The organism is Cryobacterium sp. TmT2-59, assembly GCF_004403545.1.
Classification (GTDB): Bacteria; Actinomycetota; Actinomycetes; order Actinomycetales; family Microbacteriaceae; genus Cryobacterium; species Cryobacterium shii.
The window spans coordinates 1-25,104 of the sequence record NZ_SOGM01000027.1; the positions used below are offsets into that span (position 1 = coordinate 1).

General features: G+C 70.2%; 20 protein-coding genes and 2 pseudogenes. 16 read left to right on the plus strand and 6 right to left on the minus strand.

What is annotated here, in order from left to right:
• A pseudogene (locus E3T24_RS17740) lies at positions 1-328 on the minus strand (hypothetical protein); the annotation flags it as partial.
• Positions 329-517: 189 nt separating this feature from the next.
• Here E3T24_RS17740 and erpA point away from each other — a divergent pair.
• Positions 518-874, plus strand: coding sequence for an iron-sulfur cluster insertion protein ErpA (erpA, locus tag E3T24_RS04465; protein WP_134366555.1), 357 nt, complete (start codon positions 518-520; stop codon positions 872-874).
• A 60-nt stretch (positions 875-934) separates the two neighbouring features.
• Here the strand turns inward: erpA and E3T24_RS04470 are convergent, their stop codons facing one another.
• On the minus strand, positions 935-2,920 hold the full coding sequence (locus E3T24_RS04470; RefSeq protein WP_134402889.1) for an APC family permease: 1,986 nt from the start codon (positions 2,918-2,920) through the stop codon (positions 935-937).
• 148 nt (positions 2,921-3,068) lie between these two features.
• A complete protein-coding gene (locus E3T24_RS04475) occupies positions 3,069-4,394 on the minus strand; it encodes an MATE family efflux transporter (RefSeq protein WP_134402890.1) in 1,326 nt (441 codons plus the stop codon).
• A 220-nt stretch (positions 4,395-4,614) separates the two neighbouring features.
• Between E3T24_RS04475 and E3T24_RS04480 the strand changes: the two are divergent.
• From E3T24_RS04480 to E3T24_RS04495, 4 genes and pseudogenes are all read left to right on the plus strand, one after another.
• Positions 4,615-5,555: pseudogene (locus tag E3T24_RS04480) on the plus strand (ABC transporter ATP-binding protein).
• A complete protein-coding gene (locus E3T24_RS04485; RefSeq protein ID WP_134434333.1) occupies positions 5,552-7,171 on the plus strand; it encodes a polyketide antibiotic transporter in 1,620 nt (539 codons plus the stop codon). The pseudogene E3T24_RS04480 and the gene E3T24_RS04485 overlap by 4 nt, the downstream one beginning before the upstream one ends.
• Before the next feature lie 46 nt (positions 7,172-7,217).
• The gene (locus E3T24_RS04490) at positions 7,218-9,182 is read left to right on the plus strand and encodes a M13-type metalloendopeptidase (RefSeq protein WP_134366552.1); all 1,965 of its coding nucleotides are present in this window, start codon (positions 7,218-7,220) and stop codon (positions 9,180-9,182) included.
• Positions 9,179-10,081 carry a serine hydrolase gene (locus E3T24_RS04495; protein WP_241975961.1) on the plus strand — a complete coding sequence of 301 codons (903 nt, stop codon included), beginning with the start codon at positions 9,179-9,181 and terminating at the stop codon, positions 10,079-10,081. Before E3T24_RS04490 ends, E3T24_RS04495 begins: the two co-directional genes overlap by 4 nt.
• Positions 10,082-10,199: 118 nt before the next feature.
• Here the strand turns inward: E3T24_RS04495 and E3T24_RS04500 are convergent, their stop codons facing one another.
• Together E3T24_RS04500 and E3T24_RS04505 are read right to left on the minus strand one after the other, a co-directional pair.
• Entirely contained in the window at positions 10,200-10,421 is a 222-nt protein-coding gene (locus tag E3T24_RS04500) for a YbdD/YjiX family protein (protein WP_134406227.1), read from the minus strand.
• Complete coding sequence (locus E3T24_RS04505; RefSeq protein ID WP_134366550.1) at positions 10,418-12,721, minus strand: carbon starvation CstA family protein; 2,304 nt, start codon at positions 12,719-12,721, stop codon at positions 10,418-10,420. The genes E3T24_RS04500 and E3T24_RS04505 overlap by 4 nt, the downstream gene beginning before the upstream one ends.
• A 173-nt stretch (positions 12,722-12,894) precedes the next feature.
• Here E3T24_RS04505 and E3T24_RS04510 point away from each other — a divergent pair, with 173 nt between their 5' ends.
• A complete protein-coding gene (locus E3T24_RS04510; RefSeq protein ID WP_134366549.1) occupies positions 12,895-14,280 on the plus strand; it encodes a glycine--tRNA ligase in 1,386 nt (461 codons plus the stop codon).
• A gap of 419 nt (positions 14,281-14,699) precedes the next feature.
• Here E3T24_RS04510 and E3T24_RS04515 read toward each other — a convergent pair whose 3' ends face one another.
• Positions 14,700-16,064, minus strand: coding sequence for a glutamyl-tRNA reductase (locus E3T24_RS04515; RefSeq protein WP_134366548.1), 1,365 nt, complete (start codon positions 16,062-16,064; stop codon positions 14,700-14,702).
• Positions 16,065-16,134: 70 nt separating this feature from the next.
• Between E3T24_RS04515 and E3T24_RS04520 the strand changes: the two genes are divergently transcribed.
• From E3T24_RS04520 to E3T24_RS04565, 10 genes are all read left to right on the plus strand, one after another.
• Positions 16,135-17,301 carry a uroporphyrinogen decarboxylase gene (locus E3T24_RS04520; RefSeq protein WP_134366547.1) on the plus strand — a complete coding sequence of 389 codons (1,167 nt, stop codon included), beginning with the start codon at positions 16,135-16,137 and terminating at the stop codon, positions 17,299-17,301.
• Positions 17,298-18,821, plus strand: coding sequence for a protoporphyrinogen oxidase (gene hemG, locus E3T24_RS04525; protein ID WP_134366546.1), 1,524 nt, complete (start codon positions 17,298-17,300; stop codon positions 18,819-18,821). The genes E3T24_RS04520 and hemG overlap by 4 nt, the downstream gene beginning before the upstream one ends.
• Positions 18,822-18,944: 123 nt before the next feature.
• Positions 18,945-19,322: a YtxH domain-containing protein gene (locus E3T24_RS04530; RefSeq protein ID WP_134402888.1), complete on the plus strand. Its 378-nt coding sequence runs from the start codon at positions 18,945-18,947 to the stop codon at positions 19,320-19,322.
• Between the two features lie 43 nt (positions 19,323-19,365).
• Complete coding sequence (locus tag E3T24_RS04535) at positions 19,366-19,812, plus strand: phage holin family protein (RefSeq protein ID WP_160141136.1); 447 nt, start codon at positions 19,366-19,368, stop codon at positions 19,810-19,812.
• A complete protein-coding gene (locus tag E3T24_RS17865) occupies positions 19,802-20,176 on the plus strand; it encodes a hypothetical protein (protein ID WP_241975959.1) in 375 nt (124 codons plus the stop codon). The genes E3T24_RS04535 and E3T24_RS17865 overlap by 11 nt, the downstream gene beginning before the upstream one ends.
• An 82-nt stretch (positions 20,177-20,258) precedes the next feature.
• Positions 20,259-21,023 carry a hydrogen peroxide-dependent heme synthase gene (gene hemQ / locus E3T24_RS04545; protein ID WP_134365904.1) on the plus strand — a complete coding sequence of 255 codons (765 nt, stop codon included), beginning with the start codon at positions 20,259-20,261 and terminating at the stop codon, positions 21,021-21,023.
• Positions 21,023-22,117, plus strand: a complete 1,095-nt coding sequence (locus tag E3T24_RS04550) for a ferrochelatase (RefSeq protein ID WP_134365905.1) — start codon at positions 21,023-21,025, stop codon at positions 22,115-22,117. The genes hemQ and E3T24_RS04550 overlap by 1 nt, the downstream gene beginning before the upstream one ends.
• Positions 22,114-23,067, plus strand: coding sequence for a hydroxymethylbilane synthase (hemC, locus tag E3T24_RS04555; RefSeq protein ID WP_134365906.1), 954 nt, complete (start codon positions 22,114-22,116; stop codon positions 23,065-23,067). The genes E3T24_RS04550 and hemC overlap by 4 nt, the downstream gene beginning before the upstream one ends.
• Entirely contained in the window at positions 23,067-23,858 is a 792-nt protein-coding gene (locus E3T24_RS04560; protein ID WP_134365907.1) for a uroporphyrinogen-III synthase, read from the plus strand. Before hemC ends, E3T24_RS04560 begins: the two co-directional genes overlap by 1 nt.
• A 399-nt stretch (positions 23,859-24,257) precedes the next feature.
• Positions 24,258-25,104, plus strand: an 847-nt coding sequence (locus tag E3T24_RS04565; RefSeq protein WP_134434334.1) for a DUF222 domain-containing protein, incomplete at its 3' end; no start/stop codon positions are given.

Here is a 25,104-nt window from a genome sequence, read left to right on the forward strand (position 1 = left end):
CGACCTCCGGCGAAACCCCGCGCCTGGCGGACGCGCCCGCCGCATCGGAATCGGACCAACCAAACTCGTACGTACCGAGCCCCGCAAGTTCGGGGCGGTCAAGCAGGACATCAGCCATGTTTACCTCTTCTTCCATCCACGACAACCCGGATATTAGTCCGGTCATCCCCGGCGGGTCTCGATCAGGAGAACCGCGGGAACGGGTTGTGAGGACGGCTACTTTGCGCGCCTTTACACGTTCAAGGATCACGCCGTGCTGCATCGCGGTCATCTGGACAGCGCGCATAAAAAATCGTTGAACACCCCACCCTAGGCTCTTGGTTTTCATCTGGCTAGAGGCCGGCGGGGTTTCGCAGCAGCCCCGGAGGAGCGGATGCCCAGGCCGGTCCCCGAGGGCACGGTGGACACATCCTCCCCGCACGGAAGGGCCTTAGAGTGTCTGAATACTCGTGCCCACGACGTCGCTTCCACCGAGCGGGCCGGGCGCGAACATCCGACGTGAAAGTCCGAGGAACCCATGACCGACACCATTGCTCCCGCCAACCCCGCGCACGGAGTCGGCCTGACCGAGGCGGCCGCGCAGAAGGTGCGCAGCCTGCTCCGTCAGGAGGGGCGCGACGACCTGCGACTGCGCGTCGCCGTGCAGCCCGGCGGCTGTTCCGGCCTGATCTACCAGCTCTACTTCGACGAGCGCATCCTCGAGGGTGACGCGCGCGTCGACTTCGACGGCGTCGAGGTCGTCCTCGACAAGATGAGCGTGCCCTATCTCGAGGGCGCGTCCATCGACTTCGAGGACACCATCGCGAAGCAGGGCTTCACCATCGACAACCCGAACGCCGGCGGCAGCTGCGCCTGCGGAGACTCCTTCAGCTAGCGGACACTCCGGCGGCACGGGATCGGATCGGCGCGGCCTCGCATCCGTTCGCCGTCGGGTTCAGCCACCGCCCACATGGATGCCCGGCCGGCGCGCCGGATCGGTCTCGCTCTTGCGCAGGATCTCGCGCACCACGGGGGCGGTGTCGCCCTGGCCCAGCAACAGATAACGCAGGAGGTGCCCGATCGGGTTACCCTCTGACCATTCGAAGTAAGCCTGCGGGCGCACCTCGGTCGCATCCCGGAGGGCCAGCAGGATGGCCGCGATGGCGTTCGGCGCCGCCGGGCTCTCGGCGCGGAGAATGCGGTACCCGTCGACTTCGACGCCTCGGACGCGCAGCGTTTCGCTGAAGCTCGACGGATCGACCACGGTGATCTCCAGGAACAGGAGGTCGGCCGCGCCGGGAACGGGGTTCATGCCTCGCTGTTCCCGTTCCTTGTCGGCGTACTCCGCCCGGTCCCCGGTGGCCCGTTTGTTCGCGATCAGGTTGAGAGCCCCGTCGAAGACGATCGAGTCCCGCACGAAGCGACGGGCGGCCTCATCGAACTCGACCCGTTCCACCCGCAGCTCCGTCGTGCGCGACACCCGGGAGATCAGGGACACGGTGACGATTCCGAGGATGAAGAAGATTGAGATGGTGATCCCGTCGGGTTTCTCGATGATGTTGTCGACGAGCGCGTAGACCAGAACCAGGGTCAGGATGCCGAAGGCGATGCCGGCCCTCCGTTGCTTGTGGGTCACCGCCGAGATGGTGACCGCCACGGCCCCGGACACCATCATCGCCAGGATCCCGGTGGCGTACGCTCCGGCCTGGGCGTTGACGTCGGCGTTGAACCCGATCGTGATCAGCACGCTGACGGCCGTGTAGACCAGCACGACCGGTCGAACGGCGCGGCTCCACTCGGGGGCCATCCCGTAGGCCGGGAGGTAGCGGGGCACGATGTTGATCAGGCCCGCCATCGCCGATGCGCCGGCGAACCACAGGATCAGGATGCTGCTCACGTCGTAGACCGTGCCGAACCCGTTCCCGACGAGTTCGTGCGCCAGGTAGGCCAGCGCGCGACCGTTGGCATCGCCTCCCGGCTGGAACGCGTCGGCGGGGATCAGGACCGTCGTGACCAGGCTGCTGGCCAGCAGGTAGACGCTCATGATGACGGCCGCGGCGGTCAGTAGTTTGCGGGTGTTGCGGATGCGCGACGCGAGCCGTTCCTGGGTGGTCTGACCGCTCGCGGCGACCAGCGGCATCATGCTGACGCCGGTTTCGAAGCCGGAGAGGCCCAGGACAAGGAGCGGGAAGGCGATGATCGCCGGGCCGAGGATGTTGCCGAAGCCCAGGCCGCCCGAGGTCACGGCGTCGGTCCACGCCGTGAGCGTGCCCGGGTCGGTGACGATGCCGTACAGGCCGACGGCGATCACGATCCCGTTGAGGAGCAGGAAGATCACGACCAGGGGCACGGCGACCGCGACGGCCTCGCGGAAGCCCAGCAGGAACACCCCGCCGAGCACCAGGAGCAGCGTCACCGTGATCGGCACGGCCTGCCCCTCGAGGAAGGCCGGCGCGTAGGGATTCTCCAGCAGGTGCACCGTGGCATCCGCGGAGGAGAGGGTGATGGTGATGATCCAGCTCGTGGCGACGAAGCCGAGCAGCACCAGAACGAAGACCTTGCCCCGCCAGAACGGGAGGAGGCGCTCCAGCATCGCCACCGAGCCCTGCCCGTGCGGGCTCTCCTTGGCCACCCGGCGGTACATCGGCAGCATGCCGAGCAGGGTCAGGGCCACGATCAGGAGGGTGGCCAGCGGCGACAGGGCCCCCGCCGCCAGAACGGCGATGCCCGGCAGGTATGACAGGGTCGAGAAATAGTCGACGCCGGTCAGGCACATCACCTTCCACCAGGAGTGCGTCGACTCGGTGCTCTCCGCGGCCTCCGGCCCCACCGGCTGCACCTGGTTCTGCATCAACCAGCGAGCCAGGGGGCTCGGCGGCCCCCCGGGGAGGAGCGGCCGGGGAACGCTCTCGGGAATCTCCGGAACCTCAATTGCAGTCATCAGTGTCCTTTGCACACGCGTCGTGTCCGCCGATGGTCAGGTCGTGAGACCGCGCCGGCACAACCACCATTCTCGACCCCGTCGCGCCCGTTTCAACCCGGCGCGCCCTAATTGAGCTCGTCGGGCTGGGCAAGCGGCCCCGGCCGCGTCAGCGTGCGCCGACGACCATCCACCGGGAGGCCCGGGCGCGCAGCCCCAGGGTCACCGCGCGGGCGCCGAGGTACCCGAACGCGAAGGCCGACATCAGCCAGGCCAGGCCCGCGGCCCCGGAGGGCGCCCAGAGCATGACCGCGACGGCCAGCGGTGCGAAGGCGGCCAGGTTGACCACGCCGGTCAGGGCCAGGTAGCGCGCGTCGCCCGCGCCGATCAGCACCCCGTCGAGCACGAAGACCACGCCGCCGAGCGGAACCGAGAGCCCGAGCACGATCAGCGTCGCCGGCAGCAGGCCGCTGACCTCGGTCGCGGTCGTGAACAGCCGGCCGAGCACCCCGCTCGCGGCGACCACGAGAAGGCCGAGGGCGGCTCCGCTGAGCACTCCCCACTCGAGGCAGCGCCGCAGCACCGCGCGTACGCCGGCCAGGTTGCCAGCGCCGAGGCCCTGGCCGACGAGCGCCTGGGCCGCGATCGCGAGGGCGTCGAGGGCGAAGGCGAGGGTGGCGAAGAGTGTCATGGCGATCTGGAAGGCCGCCAGTTCGGGGGACCCGAGGCTCGTGGCGACGTAGACCGCGAGGAGCATGGCTGCCCGCAGGCTGACCGTGCGCAGGAACAGCCAGCCGCCGGACGTCGCGCCGCGCAGCATCCCGGCCCGGTGCGGGCGCAGGGGCGCGCCCTCCCGGCGGGCATGGCGGCCGACGACGGCCAGGTAGACGGCCACCATCGCCCACTGGGCGACGACCGTGCCGAGGGCCGAACCGACGATGCCGAGGCCCAGCCCGTAGATGAACAGCGCATTCAGCAGGATGTTGGCCGAGAACCCGATCCCGGCCACCCACAGCGGGGTGCGCGTGTCCTGCAGCCCCCGGAGCAGCCCGGTCGCCGCGAAGACGAGCAGCATGGCCGGCAGGCCGAACATCGAGATGCCCAGGTAGCTCGCGGCCGCGGCGGTGACCGCGGCATCCGCCCCGAAGGCGCCGACGAGGAGGGGAGTGGCGAACCAGCCGACAATCGCGAGCACCACGCCGAGGCCGAGGGCCAGCCAGAGCCCGTCGATGCCGACGGCGACGGCCCGGCGCCGGTCACCGGCTCCCAGCCAGCGGGCCACGGCGGGCGTGGTGCTGTAGGCCAGGAACACCATCAGCCCGATGATCGTCTGCAGCACCGCACTGGCGAGGCCGAGGCCGGCCAGCGGCACGGTGCCGAGGTGGCCGACCATGGCGGAGTCCGCGAGCAGGAACAGCGGTTCGGCGATGAGCGCGCCGACGGCGGGGAGGGCGAGGCGCAGGATCTCGCGGTCGATGGGCTGCGGGCGGAGCATGGTGACGGTGATGCTCACGACTCTAGTTCAGCCGTTCGGGAGCGCCCGGCCTCTCGCCCGCCGGGGCGCCGCGGGCCCGGTCGTGAGGGTGCCGCGCGCCGGGCCAAGTGTGCCCGTTCCGGTCGAGAGTGGCCGGCATTGCGGGCACTCTCGACCGGAATGGGAACAAGGGGCGGTGGGGGAGTCGGTTCCGGGCGCCGTGGGGCGCAGCTTGGGCAGCATGAGCGCCGTCATCGAGACCCGAGATCTGCAGAAGCGATTCGGCCGGGTGCGGGCCCTCGACGGCCTCGACCTGTCGGTCCCGGCCGGCGAGGTGCACGGCTTCCTGGGGCCGAACGGGGCCGGCAAGTCCACCACGATTCGCGTGCTGCTCGGCCTCTACCGCGCGAGCGGCGGCACCGCGACGGTGTTCGGCGGCAACCCCTGGACGGATGCCGTGGCCCTCCACCGCCGCATCGCCTACGTCCCGGGCGACGTGAGCCTGTGGCCCAATCTCTCCGGCGGCGAGGCGATCGACCTGCTCGGACGACTCCGCGGCGCTGACCCCGCCGCGAACCGGGACCGTCGCCGGCACCTCCTCGAGGTCTTCGAACTCGACCCGACGAAGAAGGGACGTGCCTATTCGAAGGGCAACCGACAGAAGGTCGCGTTCGTCGCCGCCCTCGCGACGGCGGCCGACCTGTACATCCTGGACGAGCCGACCTCCGGCCTCGACCCGCTGATGGAGGCCGTCTTCCGCCGTGAGATCCGGGCCGCGGTATCCGACGGCGCCACCGAACTGCTCTCGAGCCACATCCTCTCCGAGGTGGAACACCTCTGCGACCGGGTGAGCATAATCCGGGCCGGCAAGACCGTCGAGACCGGCACGCTGGCCGACCTCCGCCACCTCACCGGCACCGAGATCGCCTTCGCGAGCACGGGTCTGACGGATGCCGACCTGGCCGGCTGGCCCAGCGCATCCCGGCTGCCCGCGATCTGGTCAGCTCGAACGGGCAGGTGGCCTTTACCGCCGACAACGACGCCCTGCCCGAGGTGCTGCCGGTGCTCGCGCAGCTGCGGGTGCAGGGCCTGACGATCGCTCCGCCGTCGCTCGAAGACCTCTTTCTGCGCCACTACCGCGACGAGATACCGGGTCGGCCGGCCGCCGGAGCGTCCCGATGAGCACTCTCGGGCCTCTGCTGCGGCTCCGCCGCGACCGGTTGCAGGTGCCCGTCTGGATCGCCTCATTCGGCGCCCTGGCCTTCTTCAGCGGCGTCGCGGTGGCGGGCAACTTCGGCGCCCTGGCCGAGCGCGAGGCCCTCGTGCGCATCGCCGTGCTCACCCCCACCATCCTGATGTTCCGCGGCGCGCCCCAGGGCGCCGCGGTGGATGCGCTCGTCTTCTTCCTGACCTTCGCCACTATCGCCCTGATGGCCGCCTTCATGAGCGCCTTCCTCGCCGTGCGGCACTCGCGCGCCGAGGAGGCGTCCGGGCGGGCCGAACTGGTCGGTGCGACGCCGGCCGGCCGGCTGATCCCGCTGGTCGCCACGATGGTGCACGGCGTCGGGACGGCCCTCGCGGCCGGCGCCGCGGTGGCCCTGGGCCTGCTGGCAGCCGGGTTCGAGGCGGCCGGTTCGACCCTTTTCGGGCTGGCCGTGGCCGGCACTTCCGTCGTCTTCCTCGGCGTCGGCCTGGTCTGCGCCCAGATCATGCGCACCTCCCGGGGCGCGAACGGGCTCGCGTCGGCGCTGATCGGCGTCGCCTACGTGCTGCGCGCCGCGGGGGATGCCGGGGGCGCGCCCTCCGCCGACGGCCTCCGCATCACCAGCGCGTGGCCGAGCCGGCTCTCGCCCATCGGCTGGGGCCAGCAGACCCAGGCGTACACGACCAACAACCCCACGCCCCTGCTGCTCGACCTGGCGTTCGCGGCGCTGCTCCTCGGCGTCGCCCTGGTGCTGCAGGCGGTGCGTGACCTGGACTCCAGCCTGATCGCGGAACGACCCGGGCGCGAGCATGCCCGGCGCACCCTGCGGGGCTCGTTCGGCCTGGCCTGGCGACTGCAGTATCCGGCGATCCTCGGCTGGTCGATCGCCGGTCTGTTCCTCGGCGTGGTGGCCGGCACCCTCGGCGAGACGGTCGTCGACCTGGTGCGGGGGAACGCCGCGTTCGAGGGGATCCTCGCCGGGATGGCGGGAGGCGACCGCGGATCGATCATCGACGTGTTCACCGCGGCCCTGTTCGGCCTGATCGGCATTCTTGCGGCGGCGGCCGCGATGCAGGCGATGATCCGGATGCGCCAGGAAGAGGCCGACGGTTCGGCGGAACTGCTGCTCTCCGCGCCGTTGAACCGCGTGCGCTGGCTGCTCGACTACATCCTCCTCGGCGGCCTGGCCCTGACGCTGGTGCTCGCGACGGCGGTCGTCGGCGCCGTCCTCGGGCTGGCCCAGACGACGGCTGCCCAGGCGGGCGACCGGATTCGGAGCGTCGCCGAGTCCGGGCTCGCCCAGGTTCCGGCGGCCCTGCTCATCCTGCTCGCCGGGGCCCTGTTCTTCGCGTACCTGCCGCGCGCCAGCATCGGGATCGGCTTGGCCCTGCTGCTGGTCGCCGTGCTGATCGGCCAGTTCGGCGACCTCCTCGACCTGCCGGACTGGCTGCAGGCCCTCTCGCCGTTCAGCCACACGCCGGTCGTCGTCGGAACCGGAGCCGACTGGAGCGAGGGCTGGTGGATGGTGGGCATCGCGCTGTGCCTCGGCGCCGCGGCGGTCATCGGCGTGCGTCGGCGCGACCTGGCCCTGTGAGCCCGAACCCCGCGACCATCAGGCGAGAGCGCATAGGGTGGGAGGCATGACTGACCTGGTGACCGCGTCCGGAATCGACATCGACGAACTCGACCCCGCCCTCCGGCCGCAGGACGACCTCTTCCGCCATGTGAACGGCAAGTGGATCGCCCGCGCCGAGATCCCGGCCGACAAGGCCCGCTGGGGGTCCTTCTACCTGCTCGCCGAGGAGTCGGAGAAGGCCGTCAGGGTGATCATCCTGGACGCCCAGTCCGCGGTGCCCGGCACCGAGGAGCGCAAGCTCGGCGACCTCTACGCGAGCTTCATGGATGAGGAGCGCGTCGAGCGGCTCGGCGCGACCCCCCTCGCGGCCGACCTCGCCACCATTGACGGCATCACCTCCATCCACGCGCTGCTCGGCACCCTCGGCCGCTTCGAGCGCGCCGGCGTGTCCGGCGCCTTCCAGCTGCACGTGGACAACGACCCCGGCGACCCCGAGCGGTACCTGGTCTTCGTCGAGCAGGCCGGGCTCGGCCTGCCGGACGAGTCCTACTACCGCGATGAGAAGTCCGCCGCCATCCGCGAGGCCTATCAGGCGTTCCTGGCCCGGATGCTGGGCCTCGCCGGCCTCGCGGACGCCGCCGGCCGGGCCGAACGCGTCTTCGCCCTCGAAACAGAACTCGCCACCCACCACTGGGACAAGGTTCGTTGCCGCGACAGCGAGAAGACCTACAACCTCAAGACCTGGGGCCAGGTGACCGCTCTCGCTGCCGGCGCCGACCTGCAGCTCTGGCTGGAGGGGCTCGACGCCCCCGCCAACGCCTTCGACGAGGTCGTCGTGCGCCAGCCCAGCTTCGTGACCGGGCTCGCCGAGATGCTGACCGAAGACCGGATCGAGGCCTGGCAGGACTGGCTGCGGTGGCAGGTCATCCGTTCGAGCGCCGCTTTCCTCTCCAGCGACTTCGTCGAGGCCAGTTTCGACTTCTACGGCCGCACCCTGACCGGAACCCCGCAGCTGCGGGACCGGTGGAAGCGCGGCGTCTCCCTGGTCGAGGGAGCACTCGGCGAGGCGGTCGGCCGCATCTACGTGGAGCGTCACTTCAAGCCCAGCGCCAAGGCGAGCATGGACGTTCTCGTCGCCAACCTGGTCGAGGCGTACCGGCAGAGCATCATCCAGCTCGACTGGATGACCGAGGAGACCCGCACCCGGGCCCTCGAGAAGCTGGAGCTGTTCACTCCGAAGATCGGCTACCCGGTCAAGTGGCGGGACTATTCGAGCCTGCCCGTCTCCGCCGACGACCTGCTCGCCAACGTTCACGCCACGAACGAGTTCGAGTTCCAGCGGGAACTCGGCAAGATCGGCAACCCGCTCGACCGGGACGAGTGGTTCATGACCCCGCAGACCATCAACGCGTACTACAACCCGGGGTTCAACGAGATCGTCTTCCCGGCCGCGATCCTGCAGCCCCCCTTCTTCGACGACGCGCGCGACGCCGCGGCCAACTACGGTGCCATCGGCGCCGTGATCGGCCACGAGATCGGCCACGGCTTCGACGACCAGGGCTCGAAGTACGACGGCACCGGGCTCCTCATCGACTGGTGGACCGAGGATGACCGCATCGCCTTCGAGCAGCGCACCAGCTCCCTGATCGAGCAGTTCAACGAGCTCGCGCCCCGGCAGGTGCCCGACCACCACGTCAACGGTGCGCTCACCGTCGGCGAGAACATCGGCGACCTCGGCGGACTATCGATCGCCTGGAAGGCCTATCTCCTCTCACTGGACGGCCAGGAGCCGCCCGTGATCGACGGGTTCACCGGCGCGCAGCGGTTCTTCCTCTCCTGGGCGCAGGCCTGGCAGCTGAAGATGCGCGACGAGGAGGCCATCCGCCTCCTGTCGATCGATCCGCACTCGCCCAATGAATTCCGCTGCAACCAGATCGTGCGCAACATCGAAGCGTTCTACACGGCCTTCGACGTCACGCCGGAAGACGAGTTGTGGCTGGCCCCGGAAAAGCGCGTCACGATCTGGTGACCGCCCAGGACTCAGAGCGACGGTCTCGTCACTCGTCCGCGCGCCGCGGGCGGCACGGCGGCACGGAGTCCGCGGGGAACTTCGGCCGCGGATTCCAGGCGCTTGGGGAGCTCGCCGTCGACGGGGTGCAGGTCTCGGCCCGGGCCACAGACCTGGTCACCGGCCGGGTGCTCTTCTCCGTCGACGACCACGTCGTCATGCCCACAGCGGGCATCGGCACCGTGCTCCTCCTGATCGAGGTGGCGGCCCGGCTCCGGGACGCCGACTTCGGCGCGTACACGATCCTCGATCGCACCGTCGCCGACTCGGCCGGCGGATCCGGCCTCTGGCAGCACCTCCAGGCGCCGTCGCTGCCCGTCGCCGACCTGGCGGCCCTGATCGGCGCGGCCAACGACAACCTGGCCACGAACGTGCTCATCCGTGCGGTCGGGCTGGACGCCGTTCGCGCCCGCACCGAACAGCTCGGCCTCGGCCGAACGGCCCTGCTCGATCTCGTGCGCGACCGCCGCGGTCCCGACGACGCGCCCCAGCTGTCGGTCGCCAGTGCCAAGGAGCTGACCTGGCTGTTCACGGCGCTCGCCCGGGGCGAGGTCGTCGACGCCGAGGCGAGTGAACGCGTGATCGGCTGGCTGTCGCTGGGCGCCGACCTGTCCATGGTGGCCAGCGCCTTCGGCTTCGACCCGCTCGCCCACCGGGAAAAAGACCACGGCCTGCTGCTGGTCAACAAGACCGGCACGGATGTCGGCGTCCGCAGCGAGGTCGGCATCCTGCGTGGCCCCCGCGCGGGCGTGACCTACGCGGTGTCGATGTCCTTCGCCGACACCCGCCTGTCTTCCCGCCTCGCCGTGCTGGACGGCATGCGCGCCGTCGGCCTCGACCTGCTCGAATACGTGCACTGACCTGCCGCGACGCTGCCCAGCGAGACGCTGACACAGCGCTGCCCCGCGAAGGGATCCTTCGCGGGGCAGCGGGCCGGTCGACAGCAGGTGTCAGCAGCAGGTGGTCACAAGTAGGTGCTCAGCAGCAGCGACCCTGCGGGTTGATGTCCTGCCGGTCGGTCTGGTCCCGCCAGAATTCGCGTTCCGTCATCATCCGCGGGGAGTCGCAGGCTGCGGCATCCGTGGCATGAAGCGACTCGTGGTGGGCCTTGTACTTGTCCCAGGCGTCTTCACCCATGACCCCTTTCACGAACCAGGCGACGTTCCTGGCGCCGGTGCGAACCGTGGCGAGGAGATTCATCGGCGGGTCGTCCTCTCCGGGGTGCCGACCTTGGCAACCTTGGCCTGCGCGGTCTGCGCGTCCCAGAGCGACGACAGGGCCTTCTCGGCCGGGGTCGCGCCGAAGCCCGACGGGGCGAACATCTGCGACGGCACCGCGTCATCTTCATTGGTGCCGAAGTCGCGGGTCTTGTAGGACTTCCATGTGGCCTGCACGGCGGTGATCATCACGATGATGGCCAGCACCACGAACAGGATCGAGAGGATGCCCTGAACCATCGTGTTGCGCACGACGGCTTCCATCGCCTCGACGGTCTTCGCCGTGCCGAAGGTCGTGAGCCCGTCATCGAGCGCCTTGGAGAAGGCGCGGTTCTGGGCGAAGTAGCCCACGGCGGGAACGGTCGAGAAGATCTTCAGGAACGACGCGTAAATGGTCACGACGGCGGCGAAGGTCAACGGCAGGGCCACGATCCACAGGTACTTGAACAGCCCGCGCTTGGCCACGATCGCCAGGCAGACGGCCAGCGCGATCGCTGCGAGCAGCTGGTTCGCGATGCCGAACAGCGGGAACAGTGTGTTGATGCCGCCGAGCGGGTCGGTGACTCCCATGATGAGCACGGCACCCCAGGCGGCGACCATGATGCCGGTCGTCAGCCAGGCGCCTGCACGCCAGGACGTGTTCTTGAACTTCGGGAAGAAGTTGCCCAGGCTGTCCTGCAGCATGAAGCGGGCCACGCGGGTGCCGGCATCGACGGCGGTCAGGATGAACAGGGCCTCGAACATGATGGCGAAGTGGTACCAGAACGCCATCATCCCCTGGCCGCCGATGACCTGGTGCATGATGTTGGCCAGTCCGACCGACAGAGTCGGGGCGCCGCCGGAGCGGGAGACGATGGTGGACTCGCCGACGTTCTTCGCCGTCTCGGTGAGCATGTCCGGGGTCAGGTTGACGCCGGTCAGGCCCAGGCCGTTCACGAATGCGACGGCGCCTTCGACGGTGCCGCCGGTGAGGGCAGCGGAGGAGTTCATGGCGAAGTAGATCCCGCGGTCGATCGACAGGGCGGCGACGAGCGCCATGATGGCAACGAACGATTCCATCAACATGCCGCCGTAGCCGATGAAGCGCGTCTGGCGCTCCTTCTCGATCAGCTTCGGCGTGGTGCCGGAGGCGATCAGGGCGTGGAAGCCGGAGAGGGCGCCACAGGCGATGGTGACGAAGAGGAACGGGAAGAGCGAGCCGCTCACCACGGGGCCGCCGCCGTTGACGAACTCGCTGGTGGCCGGTGCCGCGATCTCCGGGCGAACGATGATGATCGCGAGGGCGAGCATCCCGATCGTGCCGATCTTCATGAAGGTGGAGAGGTAGTCCCGGGGAGCAAGCAGCAGCCAGACCGGGAGGATGGCGGCCACGAAGCCGTAGATGATGATGCCGATCGCGAGGGGCAGCGGGTCGACGTGGAAGAAGGATGCGCCCCACTCGGTGTCCGCGATCATGCCGCCGCCGACGATGGCGGCCAGTAGCAGGATGAATCCGATGATCGAGATCTCGCTGACGCGGCCCGGGCGGAAGAAGCGCAGGTAGACGCCCATGAACAGGGCGATCGGGATGGTCATCGAGACCGAGAAGACGCCCCACGGGCTGGCCGCGAGGGCGTTGACGACGACGAGGGCGAGGATGGCCACGATGATGACCATGATCGCGAGGGTCGCGATCAGGGCGGCCGTGCCGCCGACCTTGCCGAGCTCGTCCCGTGCCATCTGGCCCAGGGAACGTCCGCCGCGGCGCATCGAGAAGAACAGCACCAGGTAGTCCTGAACCGCACCGGCGAGGACGACGCCGACGATGATCCAGATCGTGCCCGGCAGGTAGCCCATCTGGGCGGCCAGGACGGGACCGACGAGCGGTCCGGCGCCGGCGATCGCGGCGAAGTGGTGGCCGAAGAGGACTCGGCGGTCAGTCGCGGCGTAGTCCTTGCCGTCGGCCTTGTATTCGGCCGGAGTCGCGCGCCGGTCATCGGGCCGGGTCAGGTGCTTCTGGATGTAGTTGGAGTAAAAGCGGTACCCGATGAGGTAGGTGCAGACGGCGGCGAAGACGAACCAGATGGCGTTGACGGTTTCCCCGCGAACCACGGCGAGCATCACCCAGCTCAGGCCGCCGAGCAGTGAGATCCCGCCCCAGAGCGCGATCTTGGCCGGAGTCCAGTGCGCCTCTTCGGCGTCGTGCGTGGTCTGGTCGAGGGCTACGGGCAACAGCGCCGGATCCCGGTCCAGTGCGTCCACCCCCTCGGTTGAATCGTGTGGCGTGCGGGGCTTGGTGCCCATGATCTCTCCCTTGAGGCCCCGCAAGGACTGCGGAATTCCTTAGCTAGGCTAACAGCCGAACGGCGGAATCCGGACGCACGCCTAAAATAGGGTGAGCGCCGGTCGGCTTGTGCCTGATCCTCCGCGATTTCCCGCTCTTTCCACCTTTTCCACCTTCGACCATTGGAGCCACCGTGGCCGCCCCCACCCGCCTCGATTCCGTCATCGCCCTCGCCCGCCACCGCGGGTTCGTCTTCCAGGCCGGTGAAATCTACGGCGGATCCCGGTCCGCCTGGGACTACGGGCCGCTCGGGGTGGAGCTCAAGGAGAACATCAAGAAGCAGTGGTGGCGCTTCATGGTCACCAGCCGCAACGACGTGGTGGGCCTCGATTCCTCGGTGATCCTGCCGCGCAAGGTGTGGGAGGCATCCGGTCACGTCGAGGTCTTCAGCGACCCGCTGGTCGAGTGCACGAGCTGCCACAAGCGGTTCCGGGCCGACCACCTCGAGGAGGAATTCGAGGAGAAGAAGGGCCGCCCGCCCGAGGGCGGCATCGACGGCATTCCCTGCCCGAACTGCGGCAACCGCCACATCTGGACCGAGCCGCGCGCCTTCTCCGGCCTGCTCAAGACCTACCTCGGCCCGGTCGACGACGAGGCCGGCATGCACTACCTGCGCCCCGAGACCGCGCAGGGCATCTTCGTGAACTTCGCCAACGTGCTGCAGGCGGCGCGCATGAAGCCGCCGTTCGGCATCGGCCAGATCGGCAAGAGCTTCCGCAACGAGATCACCCCGGGAAACTTCATCTTCCGCACCCGCGAGTTCGAGCAGATGGAGATGGAATTCTTCGTCGAGCCGGGCACGGATGAGACGTGGCACCAGTACTGGATCGACCAGCGGATGGCCTGGTACACCGGCCTCGGCATCAACATCGACAACCTGCGCCTGTTCGAACACCCGGCCGAGAAGCTCTCCCACTACTCCAAGCGCACCGTGGACATCGAATACCGCTTCGGCTTCAGCGGCAGTGAATTCGGCGAGCTCGAAGGCGTCGCGAACCGCACCGACTTCGACCTGAAGACGCACGCCGCGGCATCCGGAAAGGACCTCTCCTACTTCGACCAGACGAAGAACGAGCGCTGGGTCCCGTACGTGATCGAGCCCGCTGCCGGCCTCACCCGCTCGCTGATGGCGTTCCTCGTGGACGCGTACCACGAGGAGGAAGTGCCCAACGCGAAGGGCGGCGTCGACAAGCGCACCGTGCTGAAGCTCGACCCGCGCCTCGCGCCGATCAAGGTCGCCGTGCTGCCCCTGTCCCGCAACGAGGCGCTGTCGCCGATGGCGAAATCCCTCGCGGCGCGGCTGCGCGAGTCGTGGAACGTCGACTTCGACGACGCCGGCGCGATCGGCCGGCGCTACCGCCGCCAGGACGAGATCGGCACCCCGTATTGCGTCACGGTCGACTTCGACTCGCTCGAGGACCAGGCCGTCACCGTGCGCGACCGCGACACCATGGCGCAGGAGCGCGTGCCGCTCGACGCGCTCGACGCCTACCTCGCCGTGCGCCTCCGCGGCGCCTAGCCGGCATTCGGCCGTCGTCGGCGCCCCGTCGCCGGGGTCTGTCGGCGTCGCCGCCGGTTTGTGCGCATAACTCCTGCAATTCGACACGGCCCGGCCGCGCTCCCGCGTGTTTCCGGGGCGCCGGCCGCCCCGCGCGACGAATTGCAGGAGTTATGCACGTGCTGGGCACCTGGGCGACCCGGAGAGTTGCCGGTGACCGGGTAGCGAGGCGGGGTGGTCTGCGGGGCTGACTCGGAAGAGCGGGGTGACCGGTGGGGCTAACTCAGGAGGAAACCCGGCCGGTGGGGCTAACTCAGGAGGAAACCCGGACGGGAGCCCGGGCAGGCCCGGAACGGCGGGACGCCGGCGGCCCGGCTCGGCGTTTCTCCTGAATTAGCCGCAAGAGGCGGCGGGAGACGGATGCCCGGACGAAGACGGGGTCAGGATGCCGCGGGGCCGATATCGGCCACCGTGGCCGACGAACCGGCGGCTGGAAGCTGAACCTCGATGCCGAACAGGGCGCCGAGCCCGGTCAGGTACGCGGCCTGCTCGCCGGCGCGGGCCAGTTCGCGGGACCGCACCATCGGGGTGTGCAGCAGCACGCCGGCGAGGTGGCGCAGGGCAGCCTCGGTCTGTTCGCTGGAGTCGCCCCGGCCGCGGGCCCGCAGGATCTCGCCGTCGAGGATGTCGAAGACGTGGCTGCGTAACGCGACGACGGCCGGGGCCAGGCTCTGTTCTTCGGCGACCGCGGAGAATTTGCGCGCCGCGCGGCCCACGATCAGGCGGGCGTCGCTGGTGGCATTGAGCTCTTCCAACGGCGCGTGGATGCGGATGGTCTCGAGGTCGAGGAGTTCCACCCCCGCCAGTTCGGTGACGTCGGGGTCGACGTTGCGCGGCAGCCCCAGGTCGATGATGAGCCGGCGCGGGGCCTCGGCCGCGGCATCCGTCGGGCAGGAGGGAAGGTGCGGCAGGGCGCCTCCGACCGGGGTCTGCGCCGTGACGGCCAGGCCGGCGCGGAGAAGCGCCGCGTTGACCACGTGGTCGTCGGCGGTCGTGCAGGTGAGGATGAGGTCGGCCAGGGCCGATTCCGCCGCGAAGTCCGCCTCGGCGACGGCGGTGATCTGGTGCGAGGAGGCGAATTTGCGGGCGCGGCCCGACGGGGAGTACACCCGCACGTCCTCGGCGCCGAGGTCGCGCAGGGCGGCGAGGGAGGCGCCGGCGTACCGGCCGGTGCCGACGAGGAGAACGCGGGTCTGGCCCCAGTCCGTGACGCGGCTCTCGGCCAGTTCGAGCGCGAGGCGCACCAGCGAACGGCCGGCGGCGCCGATCCCGGTGCGGTTCTTGACACCGCGGGAGGTCTGGGAGGCGCGCTGGAAGAGGCGCTCCAGTTCGGGGCTCGTGGTGCCGCCGAGGCGGGCCTGCTCAAGCGAGCGTCGCACCTGGCCGGCGATCTCGCCCTCGCCGACGACGACGGATTCGAGCCCGCTGGTGACGGCGAAGAGGTGCTCGGCGACGCTGCTGCCGTGCACGAGGTCCAGGGTGCCCCGGAGGACCTCGGCGGTGACGCCCGTGCTTGCGCTGACCCCGTCGATAGCGGCGTGAATGGCCGTCAGGGGGGATGCCCCCGCCGGTTCGTCGAGGTCGAGGTAGGCCTCGAAACGGTTGCAGGTGGCGACGATGACGGCTCCGACCAGGGCGGGATGCCGCTCCAGGATGTCTTCGGCCGTGTCGCCTGAGCCGACGGACAATCTCTCCAGCACCTCGAAGCTGGAGTTCTTGTGGCTGGCGGACAGGCAGATCAACACTCACCGAGTCTACGACGCCCCGGAGGGGGCGGAATCGCCCGCGGCTTGGAAGTTTGACAGAATCAAGGCAATGAACCTCGACGCGCAACACCCTCTGGCCACCGGACTCACCACCGATTCCCGCCTCATCCGCGCCTACCAGGGCACCCGACCGGACGTGACGCCGGTCTGGTTCATGCGGCAGGCCGGTCGATCGCTGCCCGAATACCGGTCGCTGCGGGTCGGCACCCGCATGCTCGACGCCTGCCTCGACCCGGAGATGGCGAGTGAGATCACGCTGCAGCCCGTGCGCCGTCACAACGTCGACGCCGGCATCCTGTTCAGCGACATCGTCATCCCGCTCAAGCTGGTCGGCGTCGACGTGGAGATCGTCGCCGGCATGGGCCCGGTGCTCGGCCAGGCCGTGCGCACCGCCAAGGATGTCGCGGAGCTCACCGCCCTCGATCCGGCCGTGCTCGAGCAGACCCTCGCGCCCATCGGCCAGGCCGTCGCCCGCACCGTGGCCGAGCTGGGGTCGACGCCGCTGATCGGTTTCGCCGGCGCCCCGTTCACCCTGGCGGCCTACCTCGTCGAGGGCGGACCGTCCAAGGACCACATCCACGCCCGCACGCTCATGCACGCCGACCCCGACGCCTGGGCGGCCCTGATGGCCTGGACGGCGGAGGTCACCGGGCGCTTCCTGCGCGCCCAGGTCCTGGCCGGCGCCAGCGCCGCGCAGCTGTTCGATTCCTGGGCGGGCGCGCTCTCCCTGGACGACTACACCCGGTACGTCGCCCCGGCGTCGGCCGCGGCGATCGCCCACGTGCGTGACCTCACCTACGACGAGGGCTCGGCCGCAGGGGCCGCCGGCACAGGCGCCGCCGACACCACCGACACGGATGCCGCGGCCTCCGTGCGCCGCAACGTCCCGGTCGTGCACTTCGGCGTCGGCACCGGCGAACTGCTCAAGGAGATGCACGGCGTCGGCGCCGACGTCGTCGGCGTCGACTACCGGGTTCCTCTCGACGAGGCCAACCGCCGACTCGGCGGCCTGGTCCCCGTGCAGGGCAACGTGGATCCCGCGATGCTCGCCGCCCCGTGGCCGGTGCTCGAGGCGCACGTTCTCGACGTGCTCGAGCGCGGCCGCACGGCGCCGTCGCACGTGCTGAACCTGGGCCACGGCGTGCCGCCCCTGACCGACCCGAACGTTCTCACCCGCCTGGTGGCCTTCGTACACGAGGTCACCGCCGGCGCATGAAAGACGTCATCGTCATCGGCGGCGGGGTGGCCGGTCTCGTGGCCGCCCGCGCCTGTGCGCGAATCGGGCTCAGCGTCACCGTCCTCGAGGCCACCGCCGCGCTCGGCGGTGCGGTCGGCAGCCACGAGGTGGCCGGCCTCCGCCTCGACAGCGGCGCCGAGAGTTTCGCCGTGCGACGCAACGCCGTCGCCGAGTTCGTGGACGGCCTCGGGCTGACCGACCGGATCGTGGCCCCGAATCCCGCCGGGGCCTGGCTCCACCTGCCCGACGACCGCACGCCCGGCGGTTCCCTCAGCGTTCCCCTGCCCAAGGCGGGCGTACTCGGCATCCCCGGTTCGCCCCTGGCCGATGACGTGCGGCGGGTGATCGGCTGGAGCGGCGCCCTGCGCGCCTACCTCGACCGGCTGATGCCGGTTCTGACGATCGGCCGCGAACACAGCCTGGGCGAACTCGTGCGCAAGCGGATGGGACGCCGGGTGCTCGACCGGCTCGTCGAACCGGTCACCACGGGCGTGTACTCGTCGTCGGCCGACGACCTCGAGGTCGACGTCGTCGCCCCCGGGCTCAACTCAGCGCTGACCGTGACGGGTTCCCTCTCCGGCGCCGTCCTGTCGTTGCGTTCGGCCGCGCCGGCCGGTTCCGCCGTGGCCGGCCTCCACGGCGGCATGTCCAGCCTGGTCGGGGCGCTGGTCGCCGATCTCGAGCACTTCGGCGTGCAGATCGAGACGGATGCGCCTGTCACCGCGCTCCGCCGCGCCGGCAGCGACGAGGAACCGACCTGGACGGTCACCCGCCGCCCGGCTGCCGCAATGACGGCAACGGCTTCGACGCCGGCAACCGCCGCGACGCCGGGGGATGCCGCCACGCCCGCCGCGGATGCCGCGGGCCCGGAGCCCCTCGACGCCCGCTTCGTCATCATCGCGACCCCGGGCGCACAGGCGCTCGGCCTCGTCGCCTCCCTCAGCCCGGCCCATGCGGCGCTCGCCGAACTCGCCTGGCCGAGCCCCACGGCGATCGAGCTCGCCACGATCGTGATCGACGCACCGGAGCTCGACGCGAATCCGCGCGGCACCGGCGCGCTCGTCGCCTCCGGCACGCCCGGGGTGACCGCCAAGGCGCTCACCCACGTGACCGCCAAGTGGGAATGGGTGGCCGCGGCCGCCGGTCCGGGGCGCCACGTCATCCGTCTGTCCTACGGCCGGGCCGGCCAGGACAGCCCCACCGCCGCCCTGTCCGACCAGGAACTGCTCGCCCTCGCCCTCCGGGACGCCCGCACGATCCTGGGTGTCGACCTCGACGCCGGGGCCGTGCAGGGCTTCGCCCGCACCGTCTGGGGCGACGCCCTGTCACCGGCAACCGTGGGCGCCCCCGCCCGGGTGACCCAGGTGCGCGAACTGCTGGCCGCGACCCCCGGGCTCGAACTGACCGGTGCCTGGCTGGCCGGAACCGGCCTCGCCTCGGTGATCCCGGATGCCCTGGCCGCGGCCTCCCGCACCCGGCACGCGGCCCTCGGCCTCTAGGGTTCGGCCCGACCAGCCTGAGAATCGGCACCCGGTTTCAGATCGGCGCCGTCGGAGATACGTCTCATCCCGGATGGGGGATACTCTGATCAGATACGTGCACCTTGAGGAATGGAGTCACACATGCGGGGAAAGCTTCTGTTCGTCACCGGCGGACTTGTCGGCTACGTTCTCGGCGCGCGCGCCGGGCGCAAGCGCTACGACCAGATCGTTGCGGCGGCACAGGACCTGTGGAGCCGTCCGCCCGTGCAGCGCCGGGTGAACGAGGCCCGCGACTTCGCCCTCGAGCGTGTCGGGGATGTGCCCTCGGCGCTCCTCGAAGGGGGCCGCAAGCTGGTCGCCACGGTTCAGGCCAAGACCGGGCAGGACAAGGCCGGGCAGGACAAGGCCGGCCGAACGACCGGAACCACGGATGTCCCCACGGTTCGCCGCGTCACCGTGACGACGAACGGTCCGACGACCTCACCCGCTGAGCCGTTCGACTCGGCTCCCTCCGCCTGAGCCACGACGTAGCCGCCGCGACATTTCGAATGAAGGGGGAACTGTGAGCAACAGTGGAGTCAAAATCAATGGATTGAACGGCAACGGCCTCAACCCGAAGATCCGCCGTTCGTTGTCCTCTCTGCTCGGCGAACTGCCCGGTCAGATCGGCGCCCTCGTGCAGGCGGAGCTCCAGGCGTTCAAGGCCGAGATGGCCGACAAGGCGAAGAACGTCGGCTTCGGCGTCGCACTGTTCGTCGTGGCCGGCGTGCTGGCGTTCTTCGCCACCGGCGTGCTGGTCGCGGTCGCCGTGATCGCGCTCGCCCTGGTCCTGCCGCTGTGGCTGGCGGGGCTGCTGGTTGCCCTGGCCATGCTGCTGATCGCCTTCCTTCTGGCGCTGCTCGGGCGCAACCGGGTGAAGGCCGGAACCGCGACGGATCCGAACGGCCTGACGGCGAGCATCCGTCGCGACGTAGACGTTTTCAAGGGAGTTGGCGACTATGAGCACTGAACCGAAGATGAGCGCTGCACCGAAGACGAGCACCGAACTGACGATGAGCATCGCGCCGAAGACAGGCGCCGAGTCGAAGACCATCGTCGTGCCGGTCGAGCCGGCAAAGTCCGCGCCCCGGTCGAAGGCCGAGTTGCGCGGCCAGGCGTCGGACGCCCGCGCCGAACTCGCGCGCACCCTCGACGCGATCGAGTACAAGCTCAACCTCCCCAAGCAGTTCCGGTACAAGTCGCGCCGGGCCGTGCTTCGCCTGCGGCGGATGCGGGACGAGAACCCCCTGGCGCTGGCCGGCCTCGCCGCGGTCGCCGCCGCGGTCCTGGGCGGATCGGTCTGGCTCGGGGCGAACGCCGTCCGCCGCCGCTGAACCGCGGCTGAACCGTCGCGAACCGGCGTGGAGCCGCGGCCGTCTTTTGGCTCTCGGACCAAAGAAGTAGAGACTAGTACCCATGACTCACCCGGCTGCCGGAGAGGCAGTAAACCCACCTCACTCCACCACCTCTGCCGAGACCCACCCTCCGATCGACCCTCCCGAGGCGTCGCCGCAGGGGTTCACTCTGTTCGCGGTGCTGCGCAAGGACCCCGCGAACCCGGACGACCTCGACGGCCATGACGTTCCCCACGCTGTGCTCGAGCTCGACGACGTCGTGGACCTGGTCGAGGCCGAGGGCGTCACCGTGCGAGGCTTCTACGACGTCTCCGGACTCCGGGCCGACGCCGACGTGATGATCTGGACCCACGCCCCGGACGCCGAGACCCTGCAGTGGGCCCATCGCCAGCTGCGCCGCAGCCGCCTGCTCAAGAGCCTGCTGCCGACCTGGAACGCCATGGGCGTGCACCGCGACGCCGAGTTCAACAAGAGCCATGTGCCCGGTTTCCTGCGCGGAGTCGAGCCCAAGGGCTGGCTCACCGTCTACCCGTTCGTGCGCAGCTACGAGTGGTACCTGCTGCCCGAGGCCGAGCGCAGCAAGATGCTGGCCGACCACGGCCGCAAGGGCGCGGCCTTCCGCGGCGCGATCGCGAACACGGTCTCGTCCTTCGCCCTCGGCGACTACGAATGGCTGCTTCCGATCGAAAGCGACGAACTCACCGAACTCGTCGACCTGATGCGCGAGCTGCGGGCCACCGAGGCTCGCCGTCACGTGCGCGAAGAGGTCCCGTTCTACACCGGCCGCCGCATCACGACGGCCGAACTCGTGGAGGTTTTGCAGTAATGACAACTTACGACGCCATCCTGCTCGCCGGTTTCGGCGGCCCAGAGGGCCAGGACGACGTGATCCCGTTCCTGCGCAACGTCACCGGCGGGCGCGGCATCCCCGAGGAGCGCCTCGAAGAGGTCGCCAAGCACTACCGCCACTTCGGCGGGGTCAGCCCGATCAACGACCAGAACCGCGTGCTCCGCGCCGCGCTCCAGGCCGAGCTCGACCGCCGTGGCATCGACCTGCCCGTGCTCTGGGGCAACCGCAACTGGGCGCCCTACCTGCGCGATACGATCGCCGAGGCCAACGAGAACGGCCAGAAGCGCCTGCTCGCCATCGCCACCAGCGCGTACAGCTCCTACTCCGGCTGCCGCCAGTACCGCGAGGACTTCGCGGCGGCACTGACCGCAACCGGCCTCGAGGGCGTGGTGCAGATCGACAAGGTGCGCCAGTTCTTCGACCACCCCGGCTTCGTGACCCCGTTCGTGACCGCCCTTCAGAAGGGGCTTGCGGATGTCGAGGCCCAGGTTCCCGGCATCGACCCGGCGACCGAGGTGGAGATCCTGTTCTCCACCCACTCGATCCCGATGACCGACGCCAACAAGAGCGGCCCGGCCGAGCGCGGTTTCGGCGAGGGCGGCGCGTACGCCGCGCAGCACCTGGCCGTGGCCCAGAAGGTCATGGCCGGCCTGGACATCCCGTGGCAGCTGGTCTTCCAGTCCCGCAGCGGCCCGCCCAGCATGCCGTGGCTCGAGCCCGACATCAATGACGCCATCACTCTGCTGCCGGCCCGGGGCATCCGTGCCGTCGTGATCGTGCCGCTCGGCTTCGTCAGCGACCACATGGAGGTCATGTGGGACCTCGACAACGAGGCCACCGAGACGGCCGGGGAACTCGGCCTGGTCTCCGTGCGCGTGCCGACGCCCGGCGTCGACCCGGCCTTCGTCAGCGGGCTGATCGACCTGGTCGAGGAGCGCCTGAACGACACCCCCGACGCCGATCGGCCGCATCAGACCGACCTCGGGCCCTGGTACGACGTGTGTCGCCCCGGCTGCTGCGAGAACGTCCGCCTGGGCTTCAAGCCCGCCGTCGCCGGGATGGCTCCGTGAGCCTGATTCGCGTCGGCACGCGCGGCAGCGCCCTTGCCCTGGCCCAGACCACGGCGATCGCGAATCGCATCGCGACCGCGGCCGGCGCCGAGGTGGAGATCGTTCCGATCACGACGCACGGCGACACCTCCCGGGAACCCCTGTCGAGCCTGGGCGGAACCGGCGTCTTCGCCAGCGCCCTGCGCGAGTCCCTGTTGGCCGGTGACTGCGACGTGGTCGTGCACTCTTTGAAGGACCTGCCGACCGCCGCCTATCCCGGCCTCCGCATCGGCGCCACCCCGAAGCGCGCGGATGCCCGCGACGTGCTGGTCGCCCGCGGCGTGCTGACCTTCGACACGCTGCCCCAGGGCGCGCGCGTGGGCACCGGCTCCCCGCGGCGGGTGGCCCAGCTGCTAGCGCGGCGCCCCGACCTCGACATCGTCGACATCCGCGGCAACGTCGACACCCGACTGGGCCGGGTCGCCGAGGGTGACCTGGACGCCGTCATCCTGGCTGCAGCCGGCCTCAGCCGGCTGGCCCTCCTCGAATCCGTCGACGGGGAGTACCTGGAACTCTCGGAGTGGCCCACCGCTCCCGGCCAGGGCGCGCTCGCGATCGAGGTGCGCGAGGGGAAGATCGACCGGGCCCTCGCCTCGGCGCTGGCCACCCTCAACCACGCCACCACGCAGGCCACGACCACCGCCGAGCGGCTCGTTCTGGCCCGGCTCGAGGCCGGCTGCGCCGCGCCGATCGGCACGATGGCAGCCATCGACGACGGGCTCCTGTTCCTCACCGCCACGGTCTACAGCCCGGACGGCACCCGCAGCGTCGTGAGCTCTCACGCCGCCACACCCGAGTCGCACTCCCTTGTGCACCTGACCGAGGCGGCCGAGGATGTCTCCGACCGGGTGGCTCGAGACCTGCTCGCGGGCGGCGCTGCCGGGTTCGCCCCGATTGAGGTGACCTCGTGATGACCGCGCGCTACCGGAAGATCGAACCGGCCGACAAGCCGCTGACCGGCTGGCGCGTGCTCGTGCCCCGCGGCGGCCCCTGGGGAGACCACGTCGCCGCCGACCTGCGGGCCAGGGGGGCGCAGCCGATCGTCGCGCCGATGATCAACTTCGCCGCGACCGACGACGCCCCCGCGCTCGACGAGGCCCTGGCCCGTCTCGCCGCCGGCGACTTCGACTGGATGACCGTCACCAGCGCCACCACGGTCGACGTGCTCACCTCTCATCGCGCCGTCGTCGCCTCCGGCACGCGCATCGCCGCGGTCGGCGAGACCACGGCCGCCGCTTTGATGGCCGCAGGCTACCGGGTGGACCTCGTCCCCTCCGAGGACAACTCGGCCCGGGGACTGCTCGAGGAGTGGGAGGCGGCCACCTCAGGCCAGGTGCCGCTGCGCATCCTGACCCTGCGGTCGGAGATCGCCAAGCCGTTGCTGACCGAGGGTCTGCGCCGCATCGGCCACGACGTCTCGTCGGTCGTCGCGTACCGCACCATCGGGGTGCCGGTGGATCAGCGTGTCGTCGCCGATGTCGCGGCCGGCAACGTGCAGGCCCTGCTCGTCACCTCGGGGAGCGTCGCCCAGCAGGTCAAGGACCAGTTCGGCCCGATTCCGGAGACCACCGTGGTGGCGTGCATCGGACCGCGCACGGCGAAGGATGCGGCCGCGATCGGCCTGCGGGTCGACGTGGTGGCCGACGCGCCCAGCGCCGAGTCCCTGATCCAGGCGCTGGTGCACGTGGCCGAGTCCCCCTGAGGTCCCCTCTCCCGGTCGCACCCTTATCCCGGTCGCACCCTCTCCCGGTCGCACCCTTATCCCGCTTCCCCTCCCCGCAAACTTCGTCTTCGTCTTCGTCTTCGTGTTCGTGTTCGTCTTCGTCGCCGAGCCGTGAGTTTGGCCCCTGTTTCTCGCCCGGGGAGGGGCCGAACTCACGGTTCGGCGAGGTTTCGGCGCCGCGTTTCCGCCGTTGGGGAGCAGGCGGCTGTGAGAGGTCAGGGCGTCTTTCAACCGCCGATCCCGTCGGTTCATCGGGCGGGCGGATGGCTGGGTCGTCCCACGAGTAACACCAGCCTCATTCGTAACTATCTGCGAAATACTTTGGTAAATAGTTGAGATAGTCTCGACACCACGTACGCTTTTTGCTAAAATCGGGGCATGGCAGGAGCATCCGCACCGCAGTCACCAGCCGCCCCGGCAGAGGCGGCAGATTCACCTGTGCAGCTGATCCGGCGGGCGGGGTTGGCTGTGGCCGCCGCACTCGACTCCCTGACGTTATCGCGGCTCACCGACACCGACGCCCTGGCCGTCCTTGGCGCGGTGGAGCAGCTCGGCCGCCGGCTCGACGCGGCCAGGGTGTCTACGGCGACGGATGTCGCGGACCGCTCCCGCAGCATCCTCGGCCACGATTCCCTGGCCTGGAAACAGGGGGCCAGCAACGGCATCGACCTGATCACGCGCCTCACCCGGGTCTCCGCCCGCGAAGCGAACCGGCGGGTGCGGCTCGGCGGGAACGTCTCGGATCGCCGGGCCGGCACCAGCATGCTGCCCCCGTACTACCCGACCGTCGCCGCGGGACTCACCGCGGGCGACCTGGGTGTCGACGCGGCCGAGGCCATCGTCACGGCCCTCGACAAGGTCAGCCCGAGCGTCGCCCCCGACGACCTCCTGACCGCGGAACGTGCACTGGTCGCCGCCGCGACCGGCGCCATCACCGAAGAAACAGCGGGGCTGCCGGGGGAGGGGTTCGCGTTCCCCGCGGACCTGATCCGGGGCATGGCCGTTCAGTGGCAGGCGCGCCTCGACCCCGACGGCACCGCCCCGAACGAAGACGTCGCCGAGCCGCGCAGCACCGTCGGGTTCGGCCTGCTCAGGGACGGCCTCTACCCCTTGCGGGGCGCGGTCACGGCCGAGCTGCGCGGCATCATGAACGGCATCTTCGACACCTACCTCTCCGCTCATGCGGCGCCCGCGTTCCCGAGCGCGGAGGAGCAGGCGCTGATGG

Coding starts and splice junctions, on each gene's coding strand:
- erpA (WP_134366555.1), top strand. CDS start 518: ATGACCGACACCATTGCTCCCGCCAACCCCGCGCACGGAGTCGGCCTG.
- E3T24_RS04470 (WP_134402889.1), bottom strand. CDS start 2,920: ATGACTGCAATTGAGGTTCCGGAGATTCCCGAGAGCGTTCCCCGGCCG.
- E3T24_RS04475 (WP_134402890.1), bottom strand. CDS start 4,394: ATGCTCCGCCCGCAGCCCATCGACCGCGAGATCCTGCGCCTCGCCCTC.
- E3T24_RS04485 (WP_134434333.1), top strand. CDS start 5,552: ATGAGCACTCTCGGGCCTCTGCTGCGGCTCCGCCGCGACCGGTTGCAG.
- E3T24_RS04490 (WP_134366552.1), top strand. CDS start 7,218: ATGACTGACCTGGTGACCGCGTCCGGAATCGACATCGACGAACTCGAC.
- E3T24_RS04500 (WP_134406227.1), bottom strand. CDS start 10,421: ATGAATCTCCTCGCCACGGTTCGCACCGGCGCCAGGAACGTCGCCTGG.
- E3T24_RS04505 (WP_134366550.1), bottom strand. CDS start 12,721: ATGGGCACCAAGCCCCGCACGCCACACGATTCAACCGAGGGGGTGGAC.
- E3T24_RS04520 (WP_134366547.1), top strand. CDS start 16,135: ATGAACCTCGACGCGCAACACCCTCTGGCCACCGGACTCACCACCGAT.
- hemG (WP_134366546.1), top strand. CDS start 17,298: ATGAAAGACGTCATCGTCATCGGCGGCGGGGTGGCCGGTCTCGTGGCC.
- E3T24_RS04530 (WP_134402888.1), top strand. CDS start 18,945: ATGCGGGGAAAGCTTCTGTTCGTCACCGGCGGACTTGTCGGCTACGTT.
- E3T24_RS17865 (WP_241975959.1), top strand. CDS start 19,802: ATGAGCACTGAACCGAAGATGAGCGCTGCACCGAAGACGAGCACCGAA.
- hemQ (WP_134365904.1), top strand. CDS start 20,259: ATGACTCACCCGGCTGCCGGAGAGGCAGTAAACCCACCTCACTCCACC.
- E3T24_RS04550 (WP_134365905.1), top strand. CDS start 21,023: ATGACAACTTACGACGCCATCCTGCTCGCCGGTTTCGGCGGCCCAGAG.
- E3T24_RS04560 (WP_134365907.1), top strand. CDS start 23,067: ATGACCGCGCGCTACCGGAAGATCGAACCGGCCGACAAGCCGCTGACC.